The following is a 15,679-nucleotide window of genomic DNA, read 5'->3' as shown; positions in this document are numbered from 1 at the left end:
ATTATTTAAGTTAAAATCCTATAAACAATTCTTATATTTTTAGCTTTTTATACTATCAAAATTCAACAAATCCATATACTCCCATTCTCTAAAAGCCATAGCGTATATCTTGTGCTTGGTAAGATAGTTGATAATGTTATCTTGAAGCCTCAAAGAGGCAAAGATAGGTACAAGCTTGTAGTCTTTATACTCATCGAAAAGCTTTCTAAACCTTTCTATCTTGTTGTTTCTAAAATCATCTATATAATCTATCTTTGGTGTTGATTTTACCTCTATAAGAAATACAGTTTTACACTCATCGCTTACTGCTATTACGTCAAACTCATCTTGTAAACCATCTTTTATTTTTTCTCTGTTCAAAGATAAGTCTGTTATTTTGCACTTAAAGTAGCTTTCTAAAACAGGTCTTGTAGCTGGAAATATGATATCTTCTACTATAGTACCAAGTTTGTTTGACAAAGCTCCCCATTCTTTGTTAAAGCGTTTCCTATCTTCTTCTCTTTCTTTCTTAGCTTTTTCCCATTGCTCATTCCAATATTTCCTATCTTCTTCTCGCTGTTTATTGACTTTTTCCCATTGCTCATTCCAATATTTCCTATCTTCTTCTCGCTGTTTATTGACCTCATCTATGCTATCTTTTAGTTTATTTATTTCATGTCCTATTCTTTCTATTTCTTGTCCTAGCCTTTCTGTGGTATGTTCTAACCTCAGAAGGCCCATGGCAAAATCTTTTAATATATCTTTAATTTCTTCTATTTTATTTTCTAAAGTTTCCATATATTAAATATAAAATCTTGAAGCGATATGTCAACGATAACCAGCAAAACCCAAAAGGCCCGAGAATTAACCCGAGCCTATGTTGTATTACCAAGATATAATAACCTGTCCATTGCCACCATTACTTAATGGTGCTCCACCGTTGTAGGCTCCTCCAACACTACCACCACATTTTTGAACTATAGACGCACAATATCCAGATCCACCACCACCTCCACCATTAGAACCAGCTTCAGAAGAAATATATCCTGCGCCTCCTCCACCATACCAACCCCCACCGCCTCCACCACAGGCGCTACCCCCACCACCATAGCCACCACCAGGAGAACCACCTTGACCAAAAGGAGTACTACTGCCAGCGTAAGGAGCGGCGCCACCTGCTCCAAGCGTACCACTGGTACCAGCGGTAGTACAATTTCTACCGCTACCAGCTGCTCCGCCAGCCCTTAAAGTACCGCCCATTCCAGCACAACTACCACTTCCATTTTGACCATTTTGGTTACCTCCTCCACCATTCCCTCCATTTCCAGGATTATTACTTTGACTACCTCCCCCTCCTCCGCCAGCAGCTAACAACACAGTACTTTGACTACAAGTTGTACCTAAGCAAACGAATGAACCACCACCTCCACCTCCACCACCAGCAGCTTCATTACCAGTACCACCTCCACCAACAATAATAGTTAATGTATTAATAGGCAAGTTAGCTATTGGTATTACTCCAGTAGTTAAACCACCAGATCCACCATAATAACCAAAAACGCCACTACCACCACCACCAGCGCCATAAAGTGTGAAGCTTAAACTCCCACATGCTGTCATACTTGGTGTAATATAAAAATACTGTGGCGAGCCGTCATAACCGTGTTGTCCATTGTATTGATAAGTAGTGCTACTATGAACACAGCTAACGCCTCCACCTCCACCACCCCCACTTACAACACCACCACCATTTAATACACCACCAAATATAGTTATCGGTGTGGCACTAGAAGGAGGAGTGTTTGATATCACAGGAGTTGGAGTATTACTTGTATTTGAAAAAACAGCTGCATCAGAAAAGTGATAAACAGTGGTTATGCCTGTAAATGTTATTACGCTAAGACCAGCTATAAGCTCTCCAATATTAATTTTTTTCATAAAACACCTCTTTTATAATTTTATAATAAATTCATGAATTATAATCATTATAAAAATTTTAAATTTCAATGATTGAAAAGATTAGCTATTATTCTTAATAGCTCTTCTATATTTTTGGGGAGTATGATGTTTGGTATTCTCATATCTTCTAGAAATTTTTGATATTTTGTAATACATGTAATGCCAGATTTTGAAGCTTTCAAACAAAAGTAAGGAATTTTTTGGAAGTTTTCAAGACCGTCAAGATAAACGATAAGTTTAGAGTTTTTAATCATAAAATCAAAAACATCTTCTTTTGCAATTAAGATGTCTGGAAAGTATCTACTGCTTTTTAAATGCTCAGCTGCTAATTCTTTTAAAGATGTTGGTTTTAAAAAGTTTAGATTGCCTATATGAAGTATATTTTTTGTAAATTTAGAGGCTATATTTTTTATTTCTTGGGCTATAAAGTAGTTTAAACTAGCGCTGTTATTCACAATGTCTTTGTAAAAATCCAAAAATACTTTATCCTCATAGTAAACATCTTTTTTACCAAGCTTTTCTTTGATAAAATCAAGCACAGTCCTTTGAAGGTTTTTGGAAAAACCGTTTATATAAGAGCTATAAAACTCTTCTGTATCAAGTTCGTTGCTATGCTTGATATTTCTGATAAAATTTGAAGAGCTTACTATAAGGATATCTATTAATTTTTTATCTTTGGTGATTAAAGGCTCAATATCATTGAGGCTTATCTCAAAATATTTTAGGTTTTGATGCTTTTTGCCAAGAATATCGTATACACCTTTATGAGTAGTATAAAAATTTATGTTGGGGAAATCTCTTAAAAAGCTTACAAACGTATTTAGATAATTCTCGTCTAAAAACGGATTTTTGTCTATCAATATATTTAAGTATGGTCCAAAAAGCATATTTTTAAGAAAATTTAAGTCTTGTTTGAAATGCTCTATAAAATTGTCTCCTAAAAACCATATATTTTCAATATCTGTATATTTTTCTATGTATTTTTCTACAATATTTTTATCAAAAATAGGCATTTTAATTGTAAGCGTGTTTTCAAAGTAAGTCTTTATGTGATCTTTTATATATTTTGATAAACCTCTATCTAAAAAACATAACGTTTTAATGTTATCATTGGATATGTTTGTATAAACTGAATATTCGGCTTTTAGGTACGTTTTTTCAATGAAAGAGTAAAGTCTTGTAATATCCTCGTAGTTATCCTCGTGTTCTAAGTTTGATATAGCAAATATTTGGCAATAACTTTTGTAGAGATTGTCATTTTTTATTAAAAGCCTGAAAGTTTGATTGTGTGGAGATATTTCTTTAAATATAGAGTAATCTCCAAAAGTGTTTGTAAAATCCACAGGATTTATATAAATATAATTTATGTAATAATTTTTAAAATCCAATAGTTCCTTATAAGATATGTCTTTTATATAATTATCAAAAGGAGGTTGGTAGACATCTTGTCCTTTTTGCATGGTGTTTTTTAATCTGTCTTTGTTGAATATAAAAGAAAAGAAAACAGTATCTTCTTTTAGTTTTTTTGATAATTTATCAATATGCTTTTTGTAATCAAAAGGTTCTTCAGAAGATAGCGATAAATCTATCACAAGAGCTTGATGAAGTATTTGAAGAGTTTTATAGTCGAGGATATTTGAGTCTATATCAAGATAATGTAATATCTTTTTGTAGTGTTCATTTTCCACATAAATAAGATAATTCCTGTCTTTCCAAAGCTCTTTTATAAACACTGAAGCACCAATGCTTTCAAATCCTCTTACTATCAAGATCGGTGTCAAATCTTTCCAATTGAGGGATTTAACAAATAAGGAATTTATTACAAAACTCATTATATTTTTTAGGTAAGGAATACCTGAAATAAAAGGAAGTCCTTCTTCATAAAAAAAGCTAATAGCTAATGTAGATATTAGCCTAAAGATAACTTTATTAATATTTTCCTCTGTGGTTATTTTGGGCTCTATTTGTTTTAGTAAATCTTTTTTGTTTGTAGCTTTTAAAAGCTCTAAAAACTTATTTGTAAGAGAAAAAGAGTTCAAATTTGAAAAACAAGGAGAGAGGTTTGTTTGTTTTACTACGGCTTCTGGGCATTTTTGTGATACGTGAAGCTGGCATGGGCTTGAGCATACTTGACCTTTGTAGTTCATCTCAAGAGCTTTTAGATGCGGAACGCCGTAGTCATAGATATTTTTAAAACTGCCTGGTCCAAGCACTACAAGGGTAGGAGTACCTACAGCAGCGGCAATATGAGGCAATACCGTTTCTACTGATATAAGAGCATCAAGGTTTTTTACATAAGGGGGAATATACTCTATATCTTTTATATGAGAAGATATATCTATAGATTTTGGGATATATTTTGGTATTTCTTTTGCATAGTCTTGATGGGCTTTTGGATAAGAGTAAACTATTGTAAAAAACTTTGACAAAGATCCTATAGCTTCGCAAAATATATCTACAGGAGGCATTCTATGAGGGGAAGAGGCTGAAAAATGAAAACCTAAAATAGGTTTTTTGTATATATTTCTATACTCATCAAAAAGAGATTTTATATATTTGTCTTTTTCTTCATCTATATAAACATAAGGTATAAGCTTTTCTTTGGGTGGTATATTAAAACCAAATAGTTTGAAATAATAAGAGGCCACTAAATTTAAATCAAACATGGGGGAGCCCACAAGCATATGAAGGTTTAGAACGGTATCAAAGCTTTTAACGAAAGAGAGCTCCAAAGGAGAATAAACAAATTCATCCACATAGGGACAGTTTTTTAGAAGGTTAAACTCTTTTTTTGTTTCAAGGGTTATATGGATATTTTGAAAATGTTCTTTTAAAAATCTTAAAAATGGGGTGAGCATAAGCCCATCGCCCAGAGCTTGCATAGTTAGCATTAGAATTTTTTTGTTGTTAAAATCGTTAGTTTTATCAAATACTGTCTTTAGACTATCTACATACTCTATGGTATATCCAGCTTTTATATAAGATTCATAAACGTCTTTTGGTAAGACGTAAAACTTACCTGGTTCTAAAGATGCTTTTAAATCGTCTATATAAAGTTCTTTTGATACTTTTACTACAACGCTCATAAACTTTTATTATCTTAAAGCGTTTATTGTAGAAGGGCTTAAGTCAACTAAACCAATTTTTAACTTTTCCATATAAACATCCAATTTGTTTTTACCAAGGCCTTCTCTTCTTATATGATCTTCTATTTCATAAGAGGATGGTCTATCTTTTCTTATCCATTCTTTTGTGTTTACGTCTGGATACATGTATTCGTAGATAGGGGTAAGGCCACTATATCCTGTAAAGCCACATTTAGGACAACCGGCCTCATTTCTTACTTTTATAGGGAAATCTTGGTTTATAAAATCTCTAAATTCATCTTTGTTGACATATGGAAGTGTCCTTAATGTTATATCGGAGATTGTCCGTGATGCATCTTTTATGGGCATTTCTATAGCACAATGAGGACAAACGCTTTTAACTAGAGTCTGGTTTAGGCTAAGTATAAGCATTCTTATGGAGCTTTCGTAAGCTACGTGAAATATTGAACTAACAGCGTCGTAAAATACAAAAGCAGAATTTATATGAAGTGTGGTAAAAACAAGCTGACCTGCAAAAGCTAGCTCTTCTATAGCCTTTGAAAGTTCTTGTTCGTTTCTCCATTCACCTACAAAAACTATGTCTGGATCTGCTCTTTTGAAGGCTTTTGTAAAATCTACAAACGTTGATTTTAACTCTTCTACTTGAGCTTCAAATATTTGAAACTGTGTTACGTTTTTGTTTATAATCTGGTATTCCACCGGGTCTTCAACGGTAAGCACGTTCCTATCTTGCACTGTAGATAGCATGCTAGCTATAGCCATGCTTTTGCCGGAGTTTGTGATACCGCTTATTGCTATTAAACCACCTTTCCTTGACAATGCGTCTTGGAGGATTCTGATATCATCTTCCAAATAACCAAGCCTTGAAAGATTACCTTGTATCCCTCTTTTTCTTAAAAGCCTTCCTGCCACCATTTCATCTTCTAAGTTTGGCATCGGGGCAAACACAAGCCTTACATCGGTAGAAAGATCTTCATAAGACATGCGAGCATCTTGGACTTGCGAAGATATAGATGGGTTAAATGCACCTTTTGTATATCTTGAAGCTTGAGTTTTTAAGCTTCTAACAAGCTGAATACCTTGAGATTTTGGCATGGTTAGATTTGGCATCATTACAAAATCTTTATTTATCCTGAAAAATACATAGTAAAAGTTGTCTTTTGGCTTTATATGAATGTCTGAAGCATTTTTAGCAAGGGCTACTTTTACTATATCCTTAAAATCTGTAATAGTTTGCGATTCTTCGGATATAGCTGCGTAATCTCTTTTTATAGCCTCAAATTTTGATATAGAAACAAGATAATTTTTCTTGTCTTTAGTATATATTGGGATATATGTGATTATCCCCTCATCAGCTATTATTCTATCCGCTTCTACGCTTTTTATAGTAAAGTTTACATTATAGCCATCCTCTGGTTCTAAGGCATAATCTTTTGCTATCTCTATAAAAAGTTTAACCTGCTCTTGAAATGTGATGAAGCCAAGTATATTTAGTACTTTTAAATCATGCTCTCCAAGCTCTCTTCTTTTTTGTAAAAATATGTCATACTTATCTTTCAAAATAAGTTTTACCCTTTCTAAAAAATCTCTATATATAAATTTATGAAGCTGATTTCCATACTCTTCAAAGTATTTGTTTTTTGATTCTTCCGTATCTGGTAATCCCTTTGCTTCTAAATATTCTTTGTACTTCATAAAATCTATTATAATATATTCCTATGGAAGCCGATAAAAGCTTGGATAACTTGTTTAATAAACCAGTGGGAATAGTGGTGAAAACGGCTTCTCCTTTGTCTTTTGATGTGCTTTTAGACGAAAGCTCTTTTGTACAGCTTGATGATGTGTTGGTGTGCAAATCCGTTGTTAAAAAATACAACGAAAGTATAGAAGTGAAATTCTACGGGGTTGTTATTGAGCTTATAAAATATTTGGAAGGTGTTGACATACTTTACCAGGAGATAAAAGCAAAAGAAGGTGTTTTACCAGTTCATCCTGTATATCTTGCAAAAATAAACGTAAACCGCATAGAACCTCAATACTACCTACCTCCAAAACCCGGTGATGAGGTTTTTAAAGCTTTTGGTGAAGATAGAGACAAAGGTTTATTTTTTGATACTATGGAGACAAAAATTCCAGCTGGACTGTCCCAAGATGGTCTGCCTGTGTATATAAATTACAATTTTATAAATGGAAAAGATGGTGCTCACATATCTATAAGCGGGATGTCTGGAGTGGCTACAAAAACTTCTTACTCTTTGTTTTTGATAAATTCTATAATTCAAAAATCTCAAGATAAACCAAAATTTGTCATTTTTAATGTAAAAGGAAAAGATCTATTATTTTTAGACAAAGAAAATGTAAGGTTTAAAGAAGAAGATAAGAAAAAATTTGATATTATGGGCTTAGAGCCAAAGCCCTTTAAAGATGTAGCTTTTTATTGTCCTCCAGAAAAACCAGATTCTCAAAATCCAATGGGTGCTGCAAGATACGATGTAGATAAATACGGCTTTAGTATGAAAGATTTTGCTTCAGAAAGACTTTTAAAATATATGTTTGTAGAAAACGATCAAGAGATATCAAATTTAAACTTTATAATAGATAGAATTGCAAGTAAGCTTTACGAACTTTCTAAAACAAGTGATACGTTGATAGATGATAAAGCTGGAAGAGAGATTAAAGATTTAGATGATTTGCACGAGCTTCTACAAGAAGTGTATGACGACAAAGATAACGATAAGGAAAGATATTACTCATGGTTTGGTAGAAATACTAGTAGTCAGAGCATAGAAGCTTTTTTAAGAAGGTTTGCCTTTGGTAAGAAGTATATTAGAAACCTTATAAAGAAGGAAACTTCAACGCATATTAAAAATATCACAAAAGAATTTTTAGAAAATATGCATACGTTGAACGTTATTGATATAAGCGACCTTCATAGTGTAGGCAAGATGTTTGTGGTAGGTGTTATTTTGGATAAAATCTTCAAACAAAGAGAAGAAAGTGGTGTATCTGATCCTAAAATTTTTGTGCTTTTAGACGAATTAAATAAATATGCTCCAAAAGAAGAGTGGAGCCCTATAAAAGATACTTTGCTTGATATAGCGGAAAGAGGCAGAAGTCTTGGTGTGATATTAATAGGTGCTCAGCAAACAGCCAGCGAAGTAGAAAAGCGCATAGTGGCAAACAGTGCTATAAAAGTAGTAGGTAGGCTTGATACGGCGGAACTATCTGGTGAACAATACGGTTTTCTCTCTAAAAGCTTGAAACAAAGGGTAAGCATGCTGAAGAAAGGTTCAATGGTGCTTTACCAACCGGATATACCCACCCCAACAGTGGTGAGTGTACCAATGCCACCTTGGGCTACAAGAAAAGAAGAGGTGAAAGACGATGAAGAAAGTAAAAAAGTACTTGACGATTTTCGTAATATTTTTGGTTAGCTTTGTTGGTTTTTCTTGGTCTAAAATAATAGATGTAAGAAAGGGTATATATCAGGACAAAACGCGCTATGTTTTTGACGTTAAAGATGTAAACACATATAAAGTGCGTCAGGAGGGCAGAAACATTATTATAGAAATAGGCGATAGGAAGTTTATATATACCATGCCATACGTACCGACCGCAGTAAAAAGCTTTATGCTACAAAACCCAGAAAGAATAGTAATAGATATTTATAAGCCTAAGACCTCTCAAGATAGTATTTTAAATATAATATCCCCAAAGTACGCTTACCTATTAAAGGAAAAACCAAGTTTGAAAAATACGGTTTACGATAAAGATCAAGATCCTTTAAGCGTAGTAGATAAAAAGTATTTGGAAGCTATAGAAAACTATGAAAGACCTCAAAAAACTTACAAATATATACCACATCCATATGGGGTAAAAGTAGTGGTGATAGATCCAGGACACGGCGGTAAGGATTCCGGTGCTATAGGAATAGGCGGGGTAGAAGAGAAAAATATTGTATTGTCTATAGGTAAAAAGTTGGATTTTTTCTTAAAACATGACCCAAGGTTTAAAGTAATAATGACAAGGGATAAAGATGTGTTTGTACCGCTTCAAGAAAGGGCTAGGATAGCCATAGAGAATAGAGCGGATTTGTTTATAAGTATACATTGTAACATGGCACCTGGTCATATTACGTGGCCACATGGCACCAACATATATTTTCTATCTACTCCAGGTATAAACATGAAATATAACGAATTGGTAAACAACGAAGCTTTTTCCCATCTTGTGTTTGGTAATGCTTTGTACGAACCAAGCTTAAGCGCTAGGAGAGTGCTAGCTAGACTGGCTTTGGATGTGACGAAAAACCAAAGCTTTGAATTTGCTAAAGATTTAGCTTATACCTTAGACAAAGATTTGCATAAGCATGTTGATATTCACAACATACATAGAAGAAATTTTGTAGTACTTAGAACTCCTGGTATACCATCTGTTTTAGTGGAAACTGGATTTATTAGTAACCCTCACGATGTAAAAGAACTTACAAATCCTTCTTACCAATGGGAATTTGCAAAAGCTATGTACGAGGCTATAGTAGATTATTTCTTTGGCCAGCACCACGAAGTACCACAAAACAATTTAGCTTTAAAAGGTAGCTAATAAACAATCACCTTATAAAATCCGTTTTGATGGATAATTTTAGCATGTTTTCCTTCTGATTTTAATTGAATAATAAGGCTTAAAGCATCGTAAAAATGTTTAAAGGCTCCTACTTGATAAGCGCCATTTTTTAATTTTATTCCTTCTATACTGTTTTTATAGTTCTTCTGAAGCTGAAGCTTTATGCCAGAATTTGATTTTGAAAAAGATTTTTCTACATACGGTTTAGTAGGTTTCTTTATAGTAGGTTTTTTTATTGTTGGTTTTGAAATTTTGTTTCTATAAACAACAGCTTTTTTAGTTTTTAAATGTAAAGGTTTTTTGGGTATAGTTTTTTCCGAAGCTTTAGTATTAACTTTGTTTGTATCGCTTTGTTCTTTCTCCTGAGATTTTTCGGTCTTGTTTTGGTTTTTTGTTACATTTATTGTGTTGTTTGATGGTTCGACGTTTGCTTCTTTGGTAGGTTGATTGCTTATTGGCTTGTAAGTGGGAGAATTGTTTATTTTTTCTTGGAGAAGTTGTTTGTTTAAACTATTTGTAGATATATTTCTGTGCCAGGTGCTATACCAAAGGTAAAAAAGCGTTAAGCCCAAGATTATCAAAAGTACAGTTATTGCATTTTTTGTGTTAAACATAATTTTTATTTTATCAAAATAGGCACTATAAAATGTTTGTTGTTTATATTAAACTTGATTATATTGTTGTTAATAAACTCTGCTCTAAAATTTATTACAGGTATCAACTTTATGGCTTTTTTTTCATCGTAAAAAAATATGTCTCCAAACTCGTAAGGATAGGCATAAACGTACAAAGTGTTATCTTTTACAAAAAATACCTCTTTGGAAAAACCTTTATATATACCGCAGTATGTATATAAATATAATGTAGAAAAGTTTTTTGAATTGTCTATTTTTATATTTTTTGAGCATTTTATAGCATTTTCTAAATTGTATATAGCTTTTGCATATTTATAAAGATTTCTAGAGCCTTTCATGGTTTTTAGGCTTTTTTTAACTATAAAAAAATAGGACCCTATCAATGTACTGAAAAACAAAGATACGATAACGATAACCACCAATATTTCTAAAAGCGTAAAACCAAAAGCTTTTTCTTTATAACATTTCATTGGGGTAAAAATTTTACCACTTTTAGGTTATGGTACCGAATCACTTGATAGTTAAAATGATGAATATGTTTTATGGAGTTATGTTTAGAAGTATATTTTAGCTTGTTGAATAGAATAAAAGCATCTTTTGTTAGAGCTTGTTGTCTTTGGTGGAGTTTTATAGCTTGAATTAGAAGAGAATAAGCTCCTGCTATCATCACTACAAATACAATAAAAGCTGCTATAGTTTCTAAAAGCGTAAAGCCTTTTTGGTTATTTTTTGAGATGCATTGTCCATACATCTATTTTTTTACCATCTGGAGTTTTAGCAAAAAGGTCGTAAGGATGATTGGGGGCTGGTGAGATGTAGTAAAATTTGTGTCCCCAGCCGTCGGTAGGAACTTTGTCCAACTCTTGATGCCAATTGTCTGGGATTGGTGGTATCGTAGGCTTTTCTACCAAAGCTTGAAGCCCTTGTGCTGTTGTAGGGTACATGCCAGTATCTATATAATACTGCTCTAAAGCTCCTTGAAGATTTTTTAGCTGGACTTTTGTAGCTTTTATCTTTGCTTCTCCAATTCTATTTGTGATACGCGGTATTATTATGGCAGAAAGTATGCCTATTATTACTATTACTACTAAAAGCTCAATAAGAGTAAAGCCCCTTCTTCTCATCTCCAATATCTTATCATAACACTAAACATGGGAAATTGTATGATGTATATAGCTAGTACTATAAGTCCAAAAGGTGCAACGATAGCATAAAACATAAGCGGTATTATCATAACAATGACCATAGTAGAGTAAACAAACCACATGCTAATATCAAAAAAATACTGAAGATTCAGAGTTTTTTTCCAAACTCCAAAAGATATAAGATCAAATACCCTTGCAAAAGCCTCTTTAAAACTATCCGTAGTATAAACACCAGCATACACATAAGGTGCTACGTAGGATATCATAGAAAGCGTTGTTATTACAAAAATAAGAGCCAAAGCTATTGGAACTGTATAATTTATAGCAAAGATGTCATGATTTTTTGTAGCATAGTAAGCTGCTAAGAAGCCACTAAAATTTAACACTAAAGCTTCTCCTAAAAAAATTATGAAAAATACTACAGCGTTGCCAAACATCATACCTAAAGACTCTTTCCAATATTGTGTAAAGAAATCTATAGTATTCCTTTGTTTTAGGGCTTTTTCAAAGGAAATGATATCTTTGTTATCTTTTACAATATGACCGACGTTTATCAAAAAAGCGTTGGAAAGGATATTCCAAAATATAGAGGCAAAAACGCTCACAAAAACTAAATTCATAGGTAAATAGTTGTCTGCTACAACAAATATTAACAAAAGCGTTATATAAATTATAACTGGGCCAGGTTTTTTTGTTATAAATGCTTGAGTGTAATCAAATAAACTTTTAAAAATTTCCCATATACTCATAGAATTCATTATTTACCCTCCTTAAAGCTAAAAGATGGACTTATATACCAAGTGCCGTTGTTTTTGATGAGATCTATAGCATTTTTTTGGGTTTTCCCGTCTTTATATGTTATCTCTACGGTTGCATGTGCAGTGCCTCCCAAAATACTTATATCTTTTATGGTTATGCTTTTTACGTTGTAAGCGTTTAGCTTTACCCATCTTTCTGCCCATATCCCACCTCTTGAAGATACGATATCTGGATTTAGAAGTTTTACAGCATCTTTAAAATCACCATTTTCTATATCTTTGTCAAAGTTTTTTAATACAGTTTCAGGATTATTGTTGTTTATGGTTTGAGGAGAACATCCAGATAAAAATATTATTGATGCAGCCACACCGAAAATAACTGAAATTTTTTTCCTCATAACAAATATATTAACATCACAATATAAAATTTTCATATATTTATTAAAAAAATAAAATTTATGACATATAATCATTGTTTTTTGGATTTTGTATCCTATAATTAAGAATAGTTCTAAATTAAAATTTATTTTAAAGGAGGTAAGGCCTATGAGCAAGGACTTAAAAGGCACAAAGACACTTGAGTGTCTCAAACACGCATTTGCTGGGGAATCCCAAGCAAACAGAAGATATCTTTATTTTGCAAGAGAAGCCGATGTTCAAGGCTATCCAGATGTAGCCAACAACTTCAGAGAAACCGCAGAAGGCGAAACTGGACATGCGTTTGGACATCTTGATTATCTAAGAAAATACAACGGCGTAGACCCAGCTACCGATAAACCGATTTCAACTCTTGAAGAAATGTTAGAGTCTGCTGTAGCTGGTGAGGTTTACGAATATTCTGAAATGTATCCTGGCTTTGCAAAAACCGCTAGAGAAGAAGGTTTTGATGATATAGCAGCTTGGTTTGAAACATTGGCAAAAGCAGAAAAATCTCATGCTGGTAGGTTCCAAAAGGTTCTAGAAAGCGTAAAGAACGGTTAAAAACAACAAAACAGGAGGGGTCAAAGCCCTCCTTATTTTATAAGTAATAAAAATATATTTTTTTTATAAGGAGTATTTATGCCTGAAATGTCAATAGGCGGGTTAAAGGAGTTTAACTTTGATTTAGATGATCCAAGATTTTACGATGAAGAAGCTCTTTATGAAGAAGCCAAGAGAGTTTATTTAAAGTGTAAAGATTGCAGAATGTGTGTAAATTTTTGTCCTTCTTTTCCGGCGCTTTTTGATGCCGTAGATTCAAAACATGATGATATAGAAGCACTTACAAAAGAAGAGCTGGTAAAACCTTTAGAGCTTTGTTTTCATTGCAAGCAATGCTATTTTAAATGTCCTTACACACCGCCCCATGAATGGAAATTAGATTTTCCTCATTTATCTTTGAGATATAAAGCTATAAAATTTAAAAATCAAGGAGCTAAAATAACAGATAAACTAATGCTTGATACAGATTTGGTGGGTAAATTGTCTGTGCCGTTTGGAAAAGTTGTAAATAAAACAATGGATGTAAAACCAGTTAGACTTATAATGGAAAAAACCGCAGGTATTGACCAAAGGGCAAAACTACCACCTATAAACGAACATTCTTTTAGAAGCTTTTTAAAAGATAACTTAGTGCCAGTGAAAAATCCAGTTAGAAAAGCTGTTTTATTTTATACATGTTTATTAAATTACAATTTTCTTGAAAAAGGTAAAGCTCTTTTACATGTCCTATACAAAAACAACATCCACATAGAAGTACCAGAGCAAAATTGCTGTGGTATACCATTTTTTGATATAGGGGATATAGATAGCTCCATCAGAAAAGCCAAATACAACGTAGACATGATGATAGACTACGTAAGAAACGGCTACGATGTGATAGTGCCAGTGCCAACATGTGCATTGCAACTTAAACATGAGTATCCACTGCTTTTAAGAACACCTGAGGCCAAAGAGCTATCTGAAAAGGTTTATGAAATAGGAGATTATTTGTTTTCTTTAAATCAAGAAAATCTTTTTAATAAAGATTTTAAAAATCCTATGGGTAAGATAGATTATCACATAGCTTGCCATCTAAAGTCTTTAGGGGTAGGTTATAAATCTGCAGCGCTAATGAGGATGATACCAAATACAAAAGTTAGGATAGTAGAGATATGCTCTGGACACGACGGTACTTTTGGTGTTAAAAAAGATACTTTTGATATGGCCGTTAGTGTAGGAAAGCCTTTGTTTGAGAATATACTAAACCAAAAGGCAGATTTGGTGGTTTCAGACTGTCCTTTGGCAGGAAACTTTATAGAGTTAAATACTTCAAGAACTGTTAAAAGCCCAATAGAAGTATTGTCTATGGCTTATGGAGATTGATTATGAAAAAAGTAGTGTTTGAAGATATATTGAACTTGTACGAATACGAGAAGGTAAGACCTCAAAAGGTGGAAGAACTTTTAGGTATAAAGAAAAAAAGAAGCATTTTTTTAGGTGATATATTTCACTTATTTTTTGAAAATACGTTTAGCGTATGGTTTCAAATCCAGGAAATGATAAGAGCTGAGCGTATGGTAAAAGACGAAGATATAAATTTTGAAATAGAGGTTTACAACGATTTGATACCGGAACAAAACCAACTGAGCGCCACATTTTTTATAGAAATACCAGATGAGAACGAGAGAAAGCGTAAATTAAAAGAACTTGTTGGAATACACGATGGTATTTTTATATCTTTTAAAGACCAAAAGATAAAAGCAAAAGCCAACGAACAAAGTGATATGGATTATAAATTTGGTAAGGCTGCCACAATCCACTTCATAAAATTTGATTTTGACAACTATCAAAAAGAGCTCTTTAAAAATGAAAAAGCTTTCATAGAGATAAACCATAAAGATATAAATATAAAACAAGAGATACCGCAAGAAGTAAAGGAAGAGTTGGTGAAAGATCTTTATAGTGAGTAATATATATCATGGAAAAGATAGAAATTATATATAGATTATATATCATGAAAAGAGATAGTTTATACATACTAACTTTATTGGTGTTTGGAATGGCGTATTTGGGTTTGGGCTTTGGTGCTTCGGTAAAAGATTCTACTGTTAACAAGTCGGCCAATTCTGAAGAGTCTCTTAATGTGATATTGGATTTTCATAATCCTAAAAGCATTAAAATGGTAGATAATATTTTAGAGCATACTTCTAAAAACAAAAAAGCCCATGTGGTAGTGGAAGTATGGGGACCTACTATAAAGTATATGCTTAAAAACTCAAAAGAGGAAAAAGATTTTGAGAAGTTTGTTAAACAAAGCGATGGTAGAATACAATTTCATGTTTGTGAAAATACTATGCATAAATTCCACATCACGAAAGCTATGATGGGAAATTTTGTCAAACCTGTCAAAGGTGCTTTGATAGATATGTATAAGTTTCAAAAAGAAGGATATATGTACGTAAAACCTTAAACTAAATCTTTAAATTGTTTTCTTAGTAGCCCTAGTTTTCTTC

At 32.8% G+C, this 15,679-nt stretch carries 16 protein-coding genes; 6 read left to right on the top strand and 10 right to left on the bottom strand.

From position 1 onward, the window contains the following. Nucleotides 1-39: 39 nt before the first annotated feature. The 4 genes from HYD3684_RS04535 to HYD3684_RS04520 form a co-directional block, all read right to left on the bottom strand. Entirely contained in the window at nt 40-777 is a 738-nt protein-coding gene (locus tag HYD3684_RS04535) for a hypothetical protein (protein WP_041112957.1), read from the bottom strand. Between the two features lie 87 nt (nt 778-864). Further along, nucleotides 865-1,917, bottom strand: coding sequence for a hypothetical protein (locus tag HYD3684_RS08400; RefSeq protein WP_015419503.1), 1,053 nt, complete (start codon nt 1,915-1,917; stop codon nt 865-867). Between the two features lie 65 nt (nt 1,918-1,982). Continuing rightward, the gene (locus HYD3684_RS04525) at nt 1,983-5,024 is read right to left on the bottom strand and encodes a glycosyltransferase family 9 protein (RefSeq protein WP_015419502.1); all 3,042 of its coding nucleotides are present in this window, start codon (nt 5,022-5,024) and stop codon (nt 1,983-1,985) included. 9 nt (nt 5,025-5,033) lie between these two features. Beyond that, nucleotides 5,034-6,740: an ATPase, T2SS/T4P/T4SS family gene (locus HYD3684_RS04520; protein WP_015419501.1), complete on the bottom strand. Its 1,707-nt coding sequence runs from the start codon at nt 6,738-6,740 to the stop codon at nt 5,034-5,036. A gap of 23 nt (nt 6,741-6,763) precedes the next feature. On the opposite strand from HYD3684_RS04520, the gene HYD3684_RS04515 reads away from it, so the two are divergent. Both HYD3684_RS04515 and HYD3684_RS04510 read left to right on the top strand, forming a co-directional pair. Next, the gene (locus HYD3684_RS04515; protein WP_015419500.1) at nt 6,764-8,479 is read left to right on the top strand and encodes an ATP-binding protein; all 1,716 of its coding nucleotides are present in this window, start codon (nt 6,764-6,766) and stop codon (nt 8,477-8,479) included. Beyond that, nucleotides 8,430-9,647: an N-acetylmuramoyl-L-alanine amidase gene (locus HYD3684_RS04510; RefSeq protein WP_015419499.1), complete on the top strand. Its 1,218-nt coding sequence runs from the start codon at nt 8,430-8,432 to the stop codon at nt 9,645-9,647. The genes HYD3684_RS04515 and HYD3684_RS04510 overlap by 50 nt, the downstream gene beginning before the upstream one ends. On the opposite strand, the gene HYD3684_RS04505 is transcribed toward HYD3684_RS04510, so the two are convergent. The 6 genes from HYD3684_RS04505 to HYD3684_RS04480 are packed head-to-tail and all read right to left on the bottom strand — an operon-like array spanning nt 9,644 to nt 12,604. Beyond that, nucleotides 9,644-10,282, bottom strand: a complete 639-nt coding sequence (locus HYD3684_RS04505; protein WP_015419498.1) for a hypothetical protein — start codon at nt 10,280-10,282, stop codon at nt 9,644-9,646. The genes HYD3684_RS04510 and HYD3684_RS04505 overlap by 4 nt on opposite strands. Before the next feature lie 5 nt (nt 10,283-10,287). Continuing rightward, nucleotides 10,288-10,773, bottom strand: coding sequence for a type II secretion system protein (locus tag HYD3684_RS04500; protein ID WP_015419497.1), 486 nt, complete (start codon nt 10,771-10,773; stop codon nt 10,288-10,290). Beyond that, nucleotides 10,770-11,054 (bottom strand): prepilin-type N-terminal cleavage/methylation domain-containing protein, encoded by a 285-nt coding sequence (locus HYD3684_RS04495; RefSeq protein ID WP_015419496.1) that lies wholly within the window; start codon nt 11,052-11,054, stop codon nt 10,770-10,772. The genes HYD3684_RS04500 and HYD3684_RS04495 overlap by 4 nt, the downstream gene beginning before the upstream one ends. Further along, entirely contained in the window at nt 11,026-11,427 is a 402-nt protein-coding gene (gene gspG / locus HYD3684_RS04490) for a type II secretion system major pseudopilin GspG (RefSeq protein WP_015419495.1), read from the bottom strand. The genes HYD3684_RS04495 and gspG overlap by 29 nt, the downstream gene beginning before the upstream one ends. Then, a complete protein-coding gene (locus tag HYD3684_RS04485) occupies nt 11,424-12,206 on the bottom strand; it encodes a hypothetical protein (RefSeq protein ID WP_015419494.1) in 783 nt (260 codons plus the stop codon). Before HYD3684_RS04485 ends, gspG begins: the two co-directional genes overlap by 4 nt. Next, on the bottom strand, nt 12,206-12,604 hold the full coding sequence (locus HYD3684_RS04480; RefSeq protein WP_237698577.1) for a DUF4878 domain-containing protein: 399 nt from the start codon (nt 12,602-12,604) through the stop codon (nt 12,206-12,208). Before HYD3684_RS04480 ends, HYD3684_RS04485 begins: the two co-directional genes overlap by 1 nt. Before the next feature lie 148 nt (nt 12,605-12,752). On the opposite strand from HYD3684_RS04480, the gene HYD3684_RS04475 reads away from it, so the two are divergent. The 4 genes from HYD3684_RS04475 (at nt 12,753) to HYD3684_RS04460 (ending at nt 15,636) form a co-directional block, all read left to right on the top strand. Then, nucleotides 12,753-13,187: a rubrerythrin family protein gene (locus tag HYD3684_RS04475; protein ID WP_015419492.1), complete on the top strand. Its 435-nt coding sequence runs from the start codon at nt 12,753-12,755 to the stop codon at nt 13,185-13,187. 78 nt (nt 13,188-13,265) lie between these two features. Continuing rightward, entirely contained in the window at nt 13,266-14,549 is a 1,284-nt protein-coding gene (locus HYD3684_RS04470; protein ID WP_015419491.1) for a heterodisulfide reductase-related iron-sulfur binding cluster, read from the top strand. A 2-nt stretch (nt 14,550-14,551) separates the two neighbouring features. Continuing rightward, entirely contained in the window at nt 14,552-15,136 is a 585-nt protein-coding gene (locus tag HYD3684_RS04465; RefSeq protein ID WP_015419490.1) for a DUF3501 family protein, read from the top strand. Nucleotides 15,137-15,180: 44 nt separating this feature from the next. Then, nucleotides 15,181-15,636: a DsrE family protein gene (locus HYD3684_RS04460; RefSeq protein ID WP_237698576.1), complete on the top strand. Its 456-nt coding sequence runs from the start codon at nt 15,181-15,183 to the stop codon at nt 15,634-15,636. Nucleotides 15,637-15,679 lie beyond the last annotated feature (43 nt).

The organism is Hydrogenobaculum sp. 3684, assembly GCF_000213785.1.
Taxonomy (GTDB): domain Bacteria; phylum Aquificota; class Aquificia; order Aquificales; family Aquificaceae; genus Hydrogenobaculum.
This window is presented reverse-complemented; position numbering and strand designations above follow the sequence as displayed.